This is a genomic window from Microbacterium sp. AISO3 (assembly GCF_002204305.1).
GTDB classification, from domain to species: Bacteria; Actinomycetota; Actinomycetes; order Actinomycetales; family Microbacteriaceae; genus Microbacterium; species Microbacterium arborescens.
In genome coordinates this window covers 228,654-243,326 of the sequence record NZ_NHRF01000005.1, presented here as the reverse complement: position 1 = coordinate 243,326, position 14,673 = coordinate 228,654, and the positions used below count along the sequence as shown (strand labels likewise).

15 protein-coding genes and 2 tRNA genes are annotated in these 14,673 nt (G+C 70.0%); 5 read left to right on the top strand and 12 right to left on the bottom strand.

The window, feature by feature from the left end; all coding sequences use genetic code 11:
• Window positions 1-110 precede the first annotated feature (110 nt).
• Window positions 111-806 carry a GTP pyrophosphokinase family protein gene (locus CBF90_RS09920; protein ID WP_023952117.1) on the top strand — a complete coding sequence of 232 codons (696 nt, stop codon included), beginning with the start codon at window positions 111-113 and terminating at the stop codon, window positions 804-806.
• A gap of 24 nt (window positions 807-830) precedes the next feature.
• Here CBF90_RS09920 and CBF90_RS09915 read toward each other — a convergent pair whose 3' ends face one another.
• The 6 genes from CBF90_RS09915 to CBF90_RS09890 all read right to left on the bottom strand — a co-directional run bounded on the left by CBF90_RS09915 (window position 831) and on the right by CBF90_RS09890 (window position 5,808).
• Window positions 831-1,253 carry an organic hydroperoxide resistance protein gene (locus CBF90_RS09915; RefSeq protein ID WP_023952119.1) on the bottom strand — a complete coding sequence of 141 codons (423 nt, stop codon included), beginning with the start codon at window positions 1,251-1,253 and terminating at the stop codon, window positions 831-833.
• Window positions 1,250-1,744: a MarR family winged helix-turn-helix transcriptional regulator gene (locus CBF90_RS09910; protein WP_240482614.1), complete on the bottom strand. Its 495-nt coding sequence runs from the start codon at window positions 1,742-1,744 to the stop codon at window positions 1,250-1,252. The genes CBF90_RS09915 and CBF90_RS09910 overlap by 4 nt, the downstream gene beginning before the upstream one ends.
• A 93-nt stretch (window positions 1,745-1,837) precedes the next feature.
• The gene (locus tag CBF90_RS09905; protein WP_064956219.1) at window positions 1,838-2,734 is read right to left on the bottom strand and encodes an SDR family oxidoreductase; all 897 of its coding nucleotides are present in this window, start codon (window positions 2,732-2,734) and stop codon (window positions 1,838-1,840) included.
• Between the two features lie 53 nt (window positions 2,735-2,787).
• Window positions 2,788-3,672: an SMP-30/gluconolactonase/LRE family protein gene (locus CBF90_RS09900; RefSeq protein WP_088380489.1), complete on the bottom strand. Its 885-nt coding sequence runs from the start codon at window positions 3,670-3,672 to the stop codon at window positions 2,788-2,790.
• Window positions 3,662-5,452, bottom strand: coding sequence for a glycoside hydrolase family 15 protein (locus CBF90_RS09895; RefSeq protein WP_088380488.1), 1,791 nt, complete (start codon window positions 5,450-5,452; stop codon window positions 3,662-3,664). Before CBF90_RS09895 ends, CBF90_RS09900 begins: the two co-directional genes overlap by 11 nt.
• Window positions 5,449-5,808, bottom strand: coding sequence for a sugar ABC transporter ATPase (locus tag CBF90_RS09890; RefSeq protein ID WP_088380516.1), 360 nt, complete (start codon window positions 5,806-5,808; stop codon window positions 5,449-5,451). Before CBF90_RS09890 ends, CBF90_RS09895 begins: the two co-directional genes overlap by 4 nt.
• 142 nt (window positions 5,809-5,950) lie before the next feature.
• Between CBF90_RS09890 and CBF90_RS09885 the strand changes: the two genes are divergently transcribed.
• Together CBF90_RS09885 and CBF90_RS09880 are read left to right on the top strand one after the other, a co-directional pair.
• A complete protein-coding gene (locus tag CBF90_RS09885; protein ID WP_023952131.1) occupies window positions 5,951-6,871 on the top strand; it encodes a DUF368 domain-containing protein in 921 nt (306 codons plus the stop codon).
• Between the two features lie 62 nt (window positions 6,872-6,933).
• Entirely contained in the window at window positions 6,934-8,253 is a 1,320-nt protein-coding gene (locus tag CBF90_RS09880; protein WP_242435651.1) for a cytochrome P450, read from the top strand.
• A 553-nt stretch (window positions 8,254-8,806) separates the two neighbouring features.
• On the opposite strand, the gene CBF90_RS09875 is transcribed toward CBF90_RS09880, so the two are convergent.
• The 5 genes from CBF90_RS09875 to CBF90_RS09855 form a co-directional block, all read right to left on the bottom strand.
• Window positions 8,807-8,880, bottom strand: a tRNA-Met gene (locus tag CBF90_RS09875).
• Window positions 8,881-8,903: 23 nt separating this feature from the next.
• Window positions 8,904-8,975, bottom strand: a tRNA-Thr gene (locus tag CBF90_RS09870).
• Window positions 8,976-9,038: 63 nt separating this feature from the next.
• A complete protein-coding gene (locus CBF90_RS09865; RefSeq protein WP_242435650.1) occupies window positions 9,039-10,433 on the bottom strand; it encodes a M23 family metallopeptidase in 1,395 nt (464 codons plus the stop codon).
• Between the two features lie 134 nt (window positions 10,434-10,567).
• Entirely contained in the window at window positions 10,568-11,365 is a 798-nt protein-coding gene (locus CBF90_RS09860) for an inositol monophosphatase family protein (protein ID WP_023952137.1), read from the bottom strand.
• A gap of 45 nt (window positions 11,366-11,410) precedes the next feature.
• Window positions 11,411-12,292 (bottom strand): hypothetical protein, encoded by an 882-nt coding sequence (locus tag CBF90_RS09855; RefSeq protein ID WP_088380487.1) that lies wholly within the window; start codon window positions 12,290-12,292, stop codon window positions 11,411-11,413.
• A gap of 78 nt (window positions 12,293-12,370) precedes the next feature.
• Here CBF90_RS09855 and CBF90_RS09850 point away from each other — a divergent pair, with 78 nt between their 5' ends.
• Both CBF90_RS09850 and CBF90_RS09845 read left to right on the top strand, forming a co-directional pair.
• The gene (locus CBF90_RS09850; protein WP_023952141.1) at window positions 12,371-13,645 is read left to right on the top strand and encodes a sensor histidine kinase; all 1,275 of its coding nucleotides are present in this window, start codon (window positions 12,371-12,373) and stop codon (window positions 13,643-13,645) included.
• Window positions 13,646-13,658: 13 nt separating this feature from the next.
• Window positions 13,659-14,327, top strand: a complete 669-nt coding sequence (locus tag CBF90_RS09845; RefSeq protein WP_023952143.1) for a response regulator transcription factor — start codon at window positions 13,659-13,661, stop codon at window positions 14,325-14,327.
• Here CBF90_RS09845 and CBF90_RS09840 read toward each other — a convergent pair.
• Window positions 14,324-14,596 (bottom strand): DUF5979 domain-containing protein, encoded by a 273-nt coding sequence (locus tag CBF90_RS09840; protein WP_277921431.1) that lies wholly within the window; start codon window positions 14,594-14,596, stop codon window positions 14,324-14,326. The genes CBF90_RS09845 and CBF90_RS09840 overlap by 4 nt on opposite strands.
• Window positions 14,597-14,673: the final 77 nt, after the last annotated feature.

The window sequence follows — 14,673 nt, the reverse complement described above, 5'->3', positions numbered from 1 at the left end:
TCTCCTTGAGCGAGTCGACCGGACGGTTCATGGTAGCGCCGCGCTCCGACACGCGACCGACCGACGATCCTCACAGCCGCCGCCGATGCCGGATCGGTACCGTCGGTGCCATGACGACCGGCAGCTCCGTGCCCCCGCTATCGATCACCGACGGTCTGCAGAACTTCTCACCCCAGGAGCTGCGGAGCCTCCGCGACGAGTTCCAGCAGTTCCTCCTGGAGTACCGGTTCGGGATGCAGGAGATCGAGACCAAGCTGCAGATCCTGCGCGACGAGTTCCAGCAGCTGCACGACTACAACCCGATCGAGCATCTCTCCAGCCGGCTGAAATCGCCCGACGGCATCGTCGAGAAGGTCGTGCGCAAGGGCGTCGAGCCCGAGTTCGCGTCGATCCGCGAGCACATCACCGACATCGCGGGCGTGCGCGTCACGTGCAGCTTCACGCAGGACGCCTACCGCCTGTTCGACCTGCTCACGGCCCAGGATGACATCGAGGTGCGGACCGTCAAGGACTACATCGCCGAGCCCAAGCCCAACGGCTACAAGAGCCTGCACGCGATCGTGGAGGTGCCCGTCTTCCTGTCCACGGGCCGCATCACCGTCCCCGTCGAGGTGCAGTTCCGCACGATCGCGATGGACTTCTGGGCGAGCCTCGAGCACAAGATCTATTACAAGTTCGCGGCGAACGTGCCGGCGGAGCTGATCGCGGAGCTGAAGGATGCCGCGGAGACCGCGGCCGAGCTCGACGCGAAGATGGAGCGCCTGCACCGGGAGGTGCGGCACCGTCCCCGCGTCGTGCGCATCTGAGCGCGCGACGCGGGGACGCCGGGATCAGTCCTCCGAGACCGTGATCTCGACGGGGATGTTGCCGCGGGTCGCGTTCGAGTACGGGCACACCTGGTGCGCAGCATCGGCGAGCTCCTGAGCGACCTCGCGCTCGACACCGGGCAGCACGACCTCGAGGACGACCGAGAGCGAGAACCCGCCGGCATCCGTCGGGTGGATCTGCACCTGACCGCCGACGGCGGAGTCGGTCACGTCGATCTTCTTGGACCGCGCCACCATCTGGAGGGCGGAGTGGAAGCAGGCGGCGTAACCGGCGGCGAACAGCTGCTCGGGGTTGGAGCCGTTGCCCGAGCCACCCATCTCCTTCGGGATGGCCATCTCGAGGTCGACGCGGCCGTCCGTGGTGCGGACGTGCCCGTTTCGGCCGGCGCCCGTCGAGAGTGCTTCGGCGGTGTAGAGAGCGCTCATGCGTGCTCCTCCTTCATTTCCTTTTCGGGGGTGGTCTTCGTCGCGCGAGGAGCCGCGCGCAGATCGGTGGCGGTATCGCGCATCCCGTCCGCCAGCTCGGTGAGGGCGGCGATCAGCTGACGGGCTCCGTCGACGGTGACGCCCATCCCCTGCGCGATGCAGGCGGGGACGTGAGCGAGCTCCGTGCGCAGCTCGCGCCCGCGGACGGTGAGCGACACGGTCACGACGCGCTCGTCGGCACTGTCGCGGCCGCGCTCGACCAGACCGTCGCGCGTCATCCGGCGCAGCAGCGGCGAGAGGGTGCCCGAGTCGAGGTCGAGCGCCTCGCCCAGGTCGCTCACGCTGCGCCCGTCGCGGTTCCACAGCAGCACGAGCACGAGGTACTGCGGATAGGTCAACCCGTGCGGCTCGAGCAGGGCGGCATACGCCTTCGTGGTCGCGCGCGACGCGGCATAGAGCGAGAAGCAGACCATGTGCTGCGTCGGTTCCATGTGACGCATGGTACACAACTCAGTTGTGCACAATCAATATGGTCGAGAAGAGCGCCGGCAGCCGGGGCCGCCGGCGCCCTCCGAGCGCGGACGTCAGGGCGTGGGCATGCCGCCGTTGACGTTCAGGGTCTCCCCCGCGACGTAGCTCGATTCCGCGGAAGCGAGGAACACATAGGCGGGCGCGAGCTCCGCCGGCTGGCCCATGCGTCCCAGCGGCGTCTCCTCGCCGAAGCTGTCGATCTTCTCCTGCGGCTGCCCGTCGCTCGGCTGCAGCGGCGTCCAGATCGGCCCGGGCGCCACGGCGTTCACGCGGATGCCCTTCGGTGCGAGCTGCTGCGCCAGGGCCTTGGTGAAGGTGTTGATCGTCGCCTTCGTCGAGGCGTAGTCCACGAGCGTCTCCGACGGCGAGTAGGCCTGGATCGACGTGGTGTTGATGATCGAAGCGCCCGCCGGCAGGTGCGGGAGCGCGGCCTTGGTGATCCAGAACATCGCGTAGACGTTGGTCTTGAAGGTGTCGTCGAACTGCTCGTCGGTCAGATCGGCCAGCTCGTACTGGAAGATCTGCTTGCCGCCGTTGTTGACGAGGATGTCGATGCCGCCCAGCGCCGAGACGGTGTCGGCGACGAGCGAGCGGCAGTACTCCGGGTCGCGCAGGTCGCCCGGGAGCTGCGCCACCGTCACGCCCGCATCCTTCAGAATGCCGGCGATGCGCTTCGCGTCCTCTTCCTCCTCGGGGAGGTAGGAGATGGCCACGTCGGCCCCCTCTCGAGCGAAGGCGATCGCGGTCGCGGCGCCGATGCCCGAGTCGCCGCCCGTGATGAGCGCCTTGCGCCCGGTGAGGCGGCCGCTGCCGCGGTAGCTCTCCTCGCCGAGGTCGGCCTTCGGCGTGAGGTCGGCGTCGAGGCCCGGCTCGTCCATGTGCTGCTTCTCGGGCTCGATGTCCGCGTACAGCTCGGCGGGGTTGGCGAAGGTGTACTGGTCACGGGACATGGTGTCTCCTTCCATCGGTCTTCCTGGGGGTGGTCGTCACTCGGGTCCGTCGATCAGGTGATCGACGCAGATCCGAACGTGTGAATGGGGCGGCCGGTCGCGCCCGGTTCGAGGCGGAGGATGCCGCCCGAGAGGGGATGCCGCTGCAGTTGCTCCTCGGAGAGGTTCTCGCGCGCCGATCCGACGAGGAGGACGTCGAGGTCGGGCCCGGCGAACGCGACGGAGGTGATGTTGGGCGCGGGCATCGCGATCTCGTCGACGAGTTCGCCGTTCGCACTCCAGCGCGCCACGATGCCCTCGCCGTACAGGCCGTTGAAGAACGAGCCGTCGGTCGCGAGGACCAGCCCGTCGCTCGATCGGCCCACGAGGTACGGCTCGAGCTCGCCGAGGTCGCCGGCGGGGCCGTATGGCGCCCGGTAGACCGTCGAGGTCGCGGTGTCGGTGATGTACATCGTGCGCCCGTCGTCCGACCACTCCATGCCATTGGCGACGCCGTAGCCGCCGCCGAGCACGCGCAGACCGCCGTCGGAGTCGACCGACCAGACGGTCGCGTCGGGGGCGTCGCGCGTGAGCTCCATGGCACCGACGACGAACCGGCCGAACGGATCGACCTTGCCCTCGTTCAGCCGCATCCCGTCGTGGCGGTGACGCAGCGTCGCGAGGTCGCGCTCGATGCGCCCGTCCGGGTCGAGCAGGACGACCCGGTCCTTCAGCGCCGCGATGTAGCCGCCGCCCGCGGCCGGCTGCACCGCCGACAGCGGCGGGGGCAGCTCCACGACGCGGTCGTCACTGCCGTCGACCGCACCGTCGAGCGGGCCGCGATGCAACAGTCCCGCGGTGATGTCGACCCACACGACCTCGTCGGCGCGGTGATCCCACCAGATGCTCTCGACGAGCACGGCACGGGTGTCGCGGAATACTCCGATCTCATCTGTCACGGAGTGCCTCCTCGGGGACGACGTCGCGGATGGTGAGCACGGTCGCGATGAACGCGAGGTGGCTGAGGGCCTGCGGCGTGTTGCCCCACGCGGTGCCGTCGTCGGCGTCGATCATCTCGGCGTAGATGCCGACGTCGTTCGCGAGGGCGACGAGCTGGTCGACGAGGTCGAGCGCCTCGTCATGCCTGCCGACGCACGCGAGCGCCTCAGCGCGCCAGAACGCACAGGCGACGAACGTCTTCTCCTCGGCCGATACCCCGCTGTAGCGGTACAGCAGCGGCCCGGCGCCCAGTTCCGCGGTGAGGGCGTCGATCGTCGTCGACATGCGCTCGCCGCGGTCGAAGCCGGTTGGCGCGTGCAGCAGCACGGAGGCGTCGAGCTCCTCGGACCCGGCGTAGAACACGTACGCAGACTTCAACTCCGACCAGCAGTTCTCTTCGATCCAGAGCCGGATGCGTTCGCGCTCGGCCTTCCACCGCTCCGCGCTTCCGGGGATCGCGCCGCTCTCGGCGAGCGCGACCGCGTCGTCGAGAGCTTTCCAGCACCCCATCTTCGACGAGGTGTAGTGCCGCTCCTCCGGCAGCTCCCACATGCCCGAGTCGGGGTTGCGCCACAGGTCGCACGTGCGGTCGGCGACACCCGCCAGCATCCGTGCCGTTCCGATGTCGAGCACGTTGCCCGCATCGACGTACGTTCGGCAGATGGCCATGAGGTCGCCGTAGACGCCGAGCTGGAGCTGTTCGCGGGCGGGGTTGCCCGTCACGACGGGCTGATTGCCGCGCCATCCGGGCACGGGATAGTCCTGGGCGTCGGGCACGAGGTCGCCGTTCAGCGTGTACATGACGTGCAGCTCGGGCCCGTGCTCGCGGATGGTGCGCAGCATCCACGACAGCGCCGCATGCGTCTCCTCGCGGAGCCCGAAGCGCACGAGGGCGTGAGCGGTGTAGGCGAGGTCGCGAACCCAGGCGTAGCGGTAGTCCCAGTTCTTGCCGCCCTCGGGATTCTCGGGCAGCGAGGTGGTGGCGGCCGCGGCGATCGCGCCGGTGGGGCTGAAGATGAGCAGCTTGAGGGCGAGCGCGCTGCGCTGGATGCGTTCCTGCCAGGGCCCCTCGTACGAGAAGACCTCGGACCAGTGCCGCCAGTTGTCGATCGTCCGGTCGATGCCGATGTCGACGTTGCGCGGGTCGGGAAGATGCAGGGGCTCGTCGTGCGTCGCGGCGAGCGCGATCAGGTGGCGCGAACCGGCCGAGGTGGTGAACAACCCGGTCAGGCGCGGGCCGCTCGTGCCGTCGGGGTCGGGCGCGTCGGGGCCGTGCTCGAAACCCACGACGACGAGGGCGGTCTTGCCGCTGCGGATGACGTCGCCGTGCTGGGTGCGCTCGATCCAGGGCGATGCCGTCCGCAGCGAGGTGCCGGGATGGATACGCCAGGCCATCGGCACGGTGCCATCGATTCCGTCGATGCGCCTCGCCAGCTCCGCCCACGGCATCCGCCCGGCGACTCCCGAGACCATCGCGTCGGTGACCTTCACGGTTCCGCGGGCGGTGGTGAACGTCGTCTCCAGGACGTTGGTGTCGGGGATGTACCGCCGGGTGGTCTCGAACCCCTCGGTGGGCGCGAGCTCGAGGCACCCGCCCGTCTCACTGTCGAGCAGGCGGGCGAAGACCGGGGTGGAGGTGAGTTCGGGAAGCGGCAGCCAGTCGATGCTGCCGTCGAGTCCGATCAGCGCGACGGTGCGACCGTCGCCGATCGGCGCGTACGACTCGATCGCCGCGGTCACATGCCCTCGTCGTTGATGTCGCCCTCGCCGTCCTCACCGAGCTCGGCGATGACCGGGTCGTCTCCCTGGGTCTCGGGCTGGGCGTATCCCGTGGGCAGGTCCTCCGCGGGGATCTCGTCTTCGTCCGAGGGAATGTGCGCCGGGTCGTCGCTCGTGGCGGTGGCGGTGTCGAGTTCGGCGGGGTCGACGCCGGCGTCGAGCGCCTCGTCGATCGCGTCGGTGCGGTCCCACTCTCGCTGCGCGGGGTCGAGGTCGGGATCGGCCACGCTGGTCGCATCGCCGTCGCGCAGCGGCTGGATGCCGGCGTCCTCGACTGCGGTGGGGCGGGCGAGGTCGTCGTTGAATGCGTTGGACATGACTCCACGATGCGCGGGAGCGATGAATTCGTCGAGCCACTTGCACCGGGCCGGAGGGCGCGGTAACGGCGACCACCACGGGTCGCTCAGGTGGTCACCGGTAGCGTGGAACGCTCCGTCGTCGTCATCCCGGAGGTCACCCATGCCCGTCGCCCGAATGCTGTTGGATGCCGGTCGCGGCGCTCTCATCGGGACCGTCGAGATCATCCCCGGGGTCAGCGGTGGCACCGTCGCGCTGATCGTCGGGGTGTACGAGACGCTCATCGACTCGGCCGGCCACCTCGCCCGCGGTGTCGCCCGCGCCGCCTCCGACGGCGTCCGGGGCCGCGGCCTCACTCGTGCGCGCGAGGAGTTCGCCGCCGTGCGCTGGTCGGTGGTCCTGCCCGTCGGCTTCGGCATGATCGCCGCGGTCCTCGCGGCATCCGCGATCCTCGCGCCGATCATCGAGGCCGAGCCCGTCGCCTCGCGCGCGCTCTTCGCGGGACTCATCCTGGCCTCGCTCGTCGTCCCGATCCGGATGGTCGGCGGTCGCTGGCGGATGCGCGAGTACGCCATCGCGGCCGTCGGCGCCGTCGCCGGTTTCCTCCTCACGAGCCTCCCCCAGGTCGATCCTCTCGAACCGCCCCTTCCGGTGGTCGCGCTCGCGGCGGCGTTCGCCGTGTGCGCACTGGTCGTCCCGGGCGTCTCGGGCTCGTTCATCCTGCTGGCCGTCGGTATGTACGCCCCGACGCTGGCCGCCGTGAACGAGCGCGACCTGGTCTATCTGGGTGTGTTCATCCTCGGCGCGATGATCGGTCTCGGGCTGTTCGTGTCGGTGCTGCAGTGGCTGCTGGTCCACCGGCGGCGCGTCATGCTGGCGATGATGACGGGCCTGATGCTCGGTTCGCTCCGCGCCCTGTGGCCATGGCAGGAGGGCGGCACTGTGCAGCCCCCCGGGCCCGATGCCCTGCCGGTGCTGCTCCTCGTCCTCATCGGCGCGGCGGCGGTGGGCGGCGTGCTCCTCATCGAATCCGCTGTTCTGCGCAGGGCTGCTCGTCGCCTCGAATCGGGCGCCGCGGGCTAGCACACGTCGGCTGGATCCGCCTCCCCCTCGGCTCAGCCGGGCCGGCGTGTGAGCGTGGACTCATGATGTCTTCGATCACCGCCGCTGCACGCACGCTGACCGACGACTCCCCCCAGCTTCTGCTGCGCGGTTACGGGTTCGGCGATCGGATCTGGAGGCGAGTGCGAGCCGGCGCTCGCTCGGCGCCGATGGGCCTTCTCGGCGATCCGACGATCTTCGTCCGGGGCGCCGAGGGCGTCGAGGTGTTCTACGACGAGGATCGGGTGCGGCGTCACGGGGCGATGCCGGGGATCGTGCAGGAGACCCTCTTCGGCCACGGTTCGGTTCACAGCCTCGACGGTCAGGACCACAGGCACCGCAAAGCGACGTTCCTCGACGTCGCCTACGAGGACGAGCAGGTCGAGCGCCTGCGCCCCTTCCTCGCCGCCGAGTGGCAGCGCGAGCTCGACGACTGGTTCGCCGGCGGTGAGCGCTCCGCCTACGACGCGGCTGTGGGCGCCTTCGGGCGTGCCGTCATGCGGTGGGCGGGACTTCCGGGCACTCCCGCCGCGAAGACGCGGTGGGCGGCACGCCTGGCGCAGATCGTGGACGGCTTCGGCGTCCCCTACTCGCCCGAGTACATCCTCGCGTGGATCAATCGCCGCTGGTCCGACCGCCACGCTCAGCACCTCATCGAGGCGGTGCGCGACGGCGACCTCCAGCCGAAGCCCGGAACGGCCCTCCACGCGTGGGCCTGGCACCGCGATCGCGCCGGCGTGCTGCTGTCTGCGCGACTCGCCGGGATCGAGCTGCAGAACAGCATGCGACCCATGATCGCCGTCGCGCGGTTCGTGGCCTTCGCGGCGAAGGAGCTGCACGATCGTCCGGAGTGGCGCGAGCGCATCGCCGCGGAGGCGGCCGATCGCAAGACCCTCGACGGCGGACCGCTCGCCGTCGCGTTCGCCCAGGAGGTCCGCCGCACGGCCCCGTTCGTCCCAATGCTCCCCGCGCGTGCGGTCGCCGACATCGAGCTCGACGGCCAGCGCGTCGCGGCGGGTGGCCGCGTCGTCCTCGACATCCTCGGCACCAACGTCGATGACAGCTCGTGGGAGCGCGCCGACTCGTTCGCGCCCGAGCGCTTCATCGGCGTCGACGACTACGAGGCTCTTCCCGCGTTCGTCCCGCACGGCGGCGCGGATGTCGCCACCGGCCACCGGTGCCCGGGAGAAAAGCTCGCGATCGCCGGGCTCGCGACCGCGATCACGGCGCTGAGCCACCCGGATGTCACGATCCTCGGCTCCGGTCTCGACGTCGACATGCGCCGGCTGCCGACGAAGCCCGCGTCGGGCGGTCGTGTCCGTGCGGCCGGCACCGACAGCGGTTGCCCGTTCCACCGGCGCTGACGCGACACGACCCGTCCTCGGGCACCGTGTCCCCCGAAAGGCCGACTCGACGGACCGGCCGGGAGGCCCTAGCGTCGATGACGTCGACGATCTTCCCCCCGGATCGTGGAGCGCCCCGCATCCTCGGATGACGGGGCGTTCTGGTTTCCGGTCCGCGTGGGAGTGCCCGGCATCATCCGATCGGATGAAATCCTGCGCGGAACATCAGCGGATACAGAGCCCTTCAAGAGCCCAGTCGCGGGACTTTTAAGTCGTTTGACCGGCTTTTTTGAGCCCGGCCAGGGGCGCAGCCGGTGAGCACGGGCCATCTGCCACCCGAGGCATGATCATCACGTCGGGTGCGATCCAGCGCTGATGGGGAGCAGGGCGGGCCTGCTCGATCCCTCGGCCGCGAGTTAGGTCCTCGTCTCGCGTCCGACCTGCGCCCGGGACTCTGGAGGGGTCCCGGGCGCCTCCTCTTTCCCTGATGCGTTCGCGTTCGGCGCGACGGCCGCCGCGTCGACCTCATCCCGGATACGACAAAACCCCCGGACGCACCGGGGGTTTTCATCTGTAGCAGGAGCGGGGCTTGAACCCGCGACCTCACGATTATGAGTCGTGCGCTCTCACCAACTGAGCTACCCTGCCGCAACGCATCCGAGGATGCTGCGAGCCCCGAGTCAGGATTGAACTGACGACCCCTTCCTTACCATGGAAGTGCTCTGCCACTGAGCTATCGGGGCGTGCCACCCGCGAGCGGGCAACTAGAAGAGGATACCATCTCGGCGGCCTCACTTCGAATCAGGTCAGCGCTTCGTGTGCTCCTCGAGCCAGGCGATGGGATCGGTCTGCGTGGTGCCGCCGAGGAGGACCTCGAGGTGCAGGTGAGCCCCAGTCGACTTGCCGGTGCTGCCGACCTTGCCGATGATCTGGCCGGGCTCGACCGTGTCGCCGACCTTGACCTTGAGCGAGCCGTACTGCATGTGGCCGTACCGGGTCGAGACGAGCTCGCCGTCGATGTTGTGGTCGATGACGACCGTCACTCCGTAGTCGCCGCCCGCCTCGGTCGCGATGCGGACGGTTCCGCCCGCAACGGCGTGGATGTCCGCGCCTGCGCCCGGAGTGAGGTCGACCCCGCGGTGCGGACGCGAGAACTCGGAGAGGTATGAGACGGAGCCGAACTGCGCCGAGATCGGTACACCGACCGGGAACGGCCACTGGATCGCGGCGTTCGGGTCGTTGACCCACGTGCCGGCGAAGTTGGTCACACCCGAGTCTGCGGCGATCTTCGAGACCGAAGTGACGTCGAAGGTGTCGCTGCGGTCGAACGTCACACCCGTACTGGACGAGGACACGTACGCCTGGATCTCCTCGGGCTCGATCGAGGCCGACGTCCGCGGCACCTCCGCCGTGATGTCACGGCCGGTGTCACCGGATGCGAAGACCGCAGCGGCAGGGCTCGTCAGGCCGACCGCGAGGAGACCGACGGCCGCGACGGCGCTGATCGAGACGGATGCCGCGGCGACGCGCTTGCCGACACGACGCAGGCGCCCCGGGCGGGCGACCGCGACCTCGCGCGTGCGCTGCTGGTGCTCGGCGATCGATTCCTCGGCAACCTGCACCGGCGTCTGAGCAGTGAAGGAGAACAGGCGCGCGGCGAACTCGAACTCGTCGACGTCATGCGCGTCCGAAGGCTTGCGGGTCTCGTCACCGGCGCCCGAGTCGCCGGCCGAGCTCGTCTCGGCGGCATCCGCCGTCTCGGTCTTCGCGGAATCGACCGCGGCAGGACCGAACGACTCCCCCTGGGGGGCAGTGTGCTCGGCCGGACGCGAGCGACGACGACGGGAGGGCGTGACGAGATCCGGACCGGCGTAGGCGTCGCCGTCGAGGACCGTGAGGACCATCTCGTCGGTCTCGTCGTCGATCTGGGCCTCGGGCTCCGCAACGGGGGCGGTGCTCGCGTCGTCGCTCGACGCCGCGCGGGGCTCGTCGGGCGTCGACGGCGCCTCGTCGATCGTCGCGACGTCGTCGGTCGGAACCGCGGCGACCTTCGCGGCGAGCTCGGCTTCAGCAGCCAGACGCCGCCACTGCGCTCGCGTCAGTCCCGTAGCCCGCGTGAGACCCGTCGCCGCACCGGACGAGGATTCCCCTGCCGAGGGTCGCGAGGACGCGGCCTCGGTGGGGGTGGTCTCAGAAGTCAAATCGCAGGCTCTCGAAAACAGCGCGCGCTGGCGCGGCACAAACTCTCCGGGTGGTGTCCGCCCTCCGGATCGGGTTCCGAAGATAACGAACGGGTAAACACTAACGACTTGCGGCTGGGAATGCGATCCACGCGTCAGCTTTCGTGGAAAACCCGTTCTGCCAGACGACTGTGGAGCGACGGGGACGCGGCGATCGTCATGGTCCGCCCCGGACGCTCTCCGGGCATCCCGGTCACCACTCCCCCGGCCTCGGCGACCAGCAGCGCGCCGGCGGCGTGGTCCCAGGGCTGAAGTCCGCGCTCGACGTAGCCGTCGAGCCGGCCGGCGGCGACGTACGCCAGATCGAGGGATGCCGCCCCGGCGCGGCGGATGTCGCGCGCGACGGGCATGATGCGGCCCAGCCGCGCGAGATCGCCCGCGTGCGTCGCCGGGTCGTAGCCGAAGCCGGTCGCCAGGAGCGCGCCCGCGTCGGTCGGCTCGGACACCGCGAGGCGGGCGTCGCCGAGCCAGGCGCCCTCGCCCGCGGTCGCGCGGAACATCTCGTCGACGGCCGGCGAGAAGACCGCCGCGGCCACCGCCTCCCACTGCTGCGGATCGGGCTCGCCGTCGACGACGGCGATGCTCACCGCGTAGTGCGGGATGCCGTAGGCGTAGTTGACGGTTCCGTCGATGGGGTCGACGACCCAGGTCAAGCCGCTCGCGCCGTGCTCGGCTCCGGACTCCTCGCCGAGGAACCCGTCGTCTGGCCGCGCCTGAGCGATGCGATCGCGAATGAGGAGCTCGACCTCACGATCGGCCTCGGTGACGATGTCGGCGAGCGCGGACTTGGTCGCGGCGATCGCGACGCCCTCGCTGCGGCGTCGACGCGCGAGCGCACCCGCCTCGCGCGCGATCTCGACGGCCAGATCTGTGAGCTCTCGGGCATCCACCATGCGACCCACGCTACGGGGTTCGCGGCCTCCGCAAGGCCGGGAACGTCAGCGCGGGGCGATCGGCCGGTCGGGCAGCGGCGGGGGCGGCGGGTAGTCCTGGTATCCCGGCTGCGCGGGCGCCTGCGTCGGCGGGGTCGTCTGAGCCGCCGTCGGATGTGCCGGAGCCTGCTGCGCGGGGGCGTAGCCCTGCGGGTAGGTGGGGCGACCGGTGTAGTAGGCCTGCCAGTCGGGCGATCCATCGCCGAGCACGGGCAGGGGCGTGCGACCGTCGGCGTAGGTCGGCCACGGCGCAGCTGCCGGTGGATGCGGCGGGCGAGGCATCAGCAGTGCGTTCACGAGCGGGACCAGCGCGGTGCCGACCGCCGCGAGGATGGTGAGCGCGACCACGACGCGCCAGTAGATCGGCAGGAAGTCGAACCACTCGCCGCCGACGAGCGGCACGATCAGCATGACGGCGACGATGCCGACGAAGGCGATGGTGACGTAGGTCACGATCGAGAGGAACGTCGTGGGGTTGCGCAGGTAGGCCTTCGTGAACAGGCGCAGGTGCAGCAGCGCGAGCTGGAGAATCAGCACGACCAGGAGGAAGCGCATGAAGCGCTCGTATCCCCACCCGAAGCTCTCGGTCGGGGACGGCAGCCAGATCATGACGGCGCCGACCAGCAGCGCGACGACCCAGCTGCCCATGCTCGTGAGCGCGAACCAGGCGGGCCGACGACCCGCCAGGTGCGACTCGAGGATCGCGATGCCCGCAAAACCCGCGAGCAGCAGCACCGTCATGAAGGCGCGCGCGACGATGCCGGTGCCCGAGCCGATCAGAACCCAGACGACGCACACGATCGCCGCGGCGATGAGTGCGCCGATGGCGACCCAGATCGCGGCGCGCAGCAGCTTGCTCGATTCCGGAGATGTGATGGGCTTGCTCATCGACAGGTTTCCTTCCGCGCTGACTCCTCACATCCTGGCATGCACGGGGCTTCTGCGCGGGGCTGAGAGGATTCTGTGGTGAAGCCACCCCGAGAGCCCGGCGTCGACTTCGGCGCACCCGCGACGCAGACCTTCTTCCGCACGCGTCGCGCGTCGGCGATCCTGGTCGCGATCGTCTCGGTGAGCACGACCGTCCAGGTGCTGGCGACGCCGATCACCGCGATGATCGCTGGTCCCGTCGACTGGCCCTTCGACGTATCCATATCGGTCCTGTGCGTCATCCTCGCCCTGGCGTGCGTGGCCCAAGCCTCGGCTGTTCTCCTGAGCGAGCGGTGGCCCCGCACGGCGGTCTTCGCGACGGTCGCCGTCTACCTCGTCCTCCTCGGCGCCTTCGACATACCGAACTGGCTCATCGGCATGTACCTCGTCGTGGCACTCGCGCAGTTCCTCCTGGCCCGCCGGGTCTCGGCCGGTTCGGCCGTCGTGTGCTTGCTCGGCGTCGTGGTCGCCGGCATGGGCGGGCTCTTCACCTGGGCCGTCTTCTACTCGGGCGACGTCAGTACCGCCCTGAGCTTCATGGCGAACGAGTTCTTCCGCTTCTCCGCTCCGGCCCTCGGGGCGACCGCTCTCGGGATCTGGTGGGGCGCCCAGGTGCGTCAGGTGACACTGGCCCGTGAGCAGGCCGAGCTCGCCCGCCAGGAGCACGACGCACGGGTCAACGACGCGCGCGAACGCGAGCGCGCCCGCATCGCGCAAGAGCTGCACGATGTCGCGGGCCAGCACCTCGCCGGGCTCGTGACACTCGCCGATGCCGCCATCTCTCTCGCCCCGGCCCGCCCCGACGAGGCGATCCGCCTGGTCGGTGAGGTGAGGAACGAGGGGCGGTTCGCCGCTGCGAGCCTCGCGGGCGCACTGAGCGACCTGCACACGGAGGCAGCGACCCCGACTGAGACGACGCGTGACCTGCGCCGGGCGGGCGAACTCGTGCAGTTCTGGTCGCGGCGCGGCATGCCGGTGTCGTTCGAGCTGTCGGGCGGGGTGTCGGATCTGCCCGCCGTCGTCTCGACCACGGCGTACCGCGCCCTGCAGGAGGCGCTGACCAATGCGGCCAAGCACGCTCCCGGGGCACCCGTGAGCGTCTCGGTGACCGCCGCCGAGGACGAGCTCATCGTCCGGATCGTCAACCGGGCCCCGAACAGCGACTCGACGCCTGTTCCGGGCCTCGATCTCGGCTGGGGCCTGCGCGGGATGCGCGAGCGCGTCGAGCTGTTGCGGGGCACACTGTTCGCAGGGCCGACGCCGACCGGCGGATGGGAAGTGCGGATCACGATCCCGATCGACCCGGTCGCCTGACAAGGAGAACGGTATGACTCGTGGGGCCGAGCGCATCCGCGTTCTGATCGCCGACGACAATCGTGCTGTGCGTCGCGGGCTGCGACTGCAGCTCGAAGGCGCTCCCGGCATCCAGGTCGTCGGCGAGGTCTCGAACGGCGTCGACGCCGTCCACGTCGCGCGCGCCGAACGCGCCGACGTCGTGCTCATGGACATCCAGATGCCCCAGATGTCGGGGCTGTCCGCGACCCGCCTTCTCGCCCGTCCCGACGACGGGAGCGCGCCCATCGCCGTCATCGTCATGACGAGCTTCGCCGTCGACGGATACGTCAGCGAGGCCCTGGATTCCGGCGCCGTCGGATACCTGCTGAAAAGCCACGACTCGGACCAGCTCGTCGGCGCGATCTACGCCGCGGCTCGGGGCGAGGCTCTCGTGTCATCGCGAGTGACGGCGCCGCTGATCCGCGAGTTCGTCCGCCGCGGCGGGGCCCCCGAAGACCCCGAGGCCGGCGCGCAGCTGACCTCCGCCGAGCGTCGCGTGATCTCCGTTCTCGCCGGCGGCGTCACGAGCAACGAGGGCATCGCCGAGACGCTGCAGGTCTCGGTCCACACCGTGCGATCGCAGCTGCACTCCGCGCTCAAGAAGCTCGATCTCGCGGATCGCACCCAGCTCGCGCTGTGGGGAGCGCGCAACCGGGTCTAGGTTTCGTCATCCATCCGGGTGAAACTTCGGCACCGGTTTCTGCCACGCACGAGCAGACCCACCATCATGCTGCCCCGGCCGAGCATGAGGCCGAGGTACGGCTCTCCGCCGCCTGTCGCGGGAAGGATCTCGACGGTGACCGGGTCGGCGGTCGCCACCTGCACGAGCGCGGTCGTGCCGGATTGGGTCTCCGTCACGACGCACTCCGACCCGGCGGGCAGGTCGCTGTACACCTGCTCGTCATCGCCTGCGCCGCTCCCCGCGGCAATGGCAAAGGGGCTTTTGTCCGGTCTTCGCCCGCCGAGCCCGCGGTCCGGCCCGACCGATGATGACCCTGGGCCCGCCG

What these genes read in the sequence shown, in the direction of transcription:
- CBF90_RS09920 (WP_023952117.1), top strand. Translation starts at nt 111, where the DNA reads ATGACGACCGGCAGCTCCGTGCCCCCGCTATCGATCACCGACGGTCTG.
- CBF90_RS09885 (WP_023952131.1), top strand. Translation starts at nt 5,951, where the DNA reads ATGCCCGTCGCCCGAATGCTGTTGGATGCCGGTCGCGGCGCTCTCATC.
- CBF90_RS09845 (WP_023952143.1), top strand. Translation starts at nt 13,659, where the DNA reads ATGACTCGTGGGGCCGAGCGCATCCGCGTTCTGATCGCCGACGACAAT.
- CBF90_RS09905 (WP_064956219.1), bottom strand. Translation starts at nt 2,734, where the DNA reads ATGTCCCGTGACCAGTACACCTTCGCCAACCCCGCCGAGCTGTACGCG.
- CBF90_RS09910 (WP_240482614.1), bottom strand. Translation starts at nt 1,744, where the DNA reads ATGGAACCGACGCAGCACATGGTCTGCTTCTCGCTCTATGCCGCGTCG.
- CBF90_RS09860 (WP_023952137.1), bottom strand. Translation starts at nt 11,365, where the DNA reads ATGGTGGATGCCCGAGAGCTCACAGATCTGGCCGTCGAGATCGCGCGC.
- CBF90_RS09880 (WP_242435651.1), top strand. Translation starts at nt 6,934, where the DNA reads ATGATGTCTTCGATCACCGCCGCTGCACGCACGCTGACCGACGACTCC.
- CBF90_RS09915 (WP_023952119.1), bottom strand. Translation starts at nt 1,253, where the DNA reads ATGAGCGCTCTCTACACCGCCGAAGCACTCTCGACGGGCGCCGGCCGA.
- CBF90_RS09855 (WP_088380487.1), bottom strand. Translation starts at nt 12,292, where the DNA reads ATGAGCAAGCCCATCACATCTCCGGAATCGAGCAAGCTGCTGCGCGCC.
- CBF90_RS09890 (WP_088380516.1), bottom strand. Translation starts at nt 5,808, where the DNA reads ATGTCCAACGCATTCAACGACGACCTCGCCCGCCCCACCGCAGTCGAG.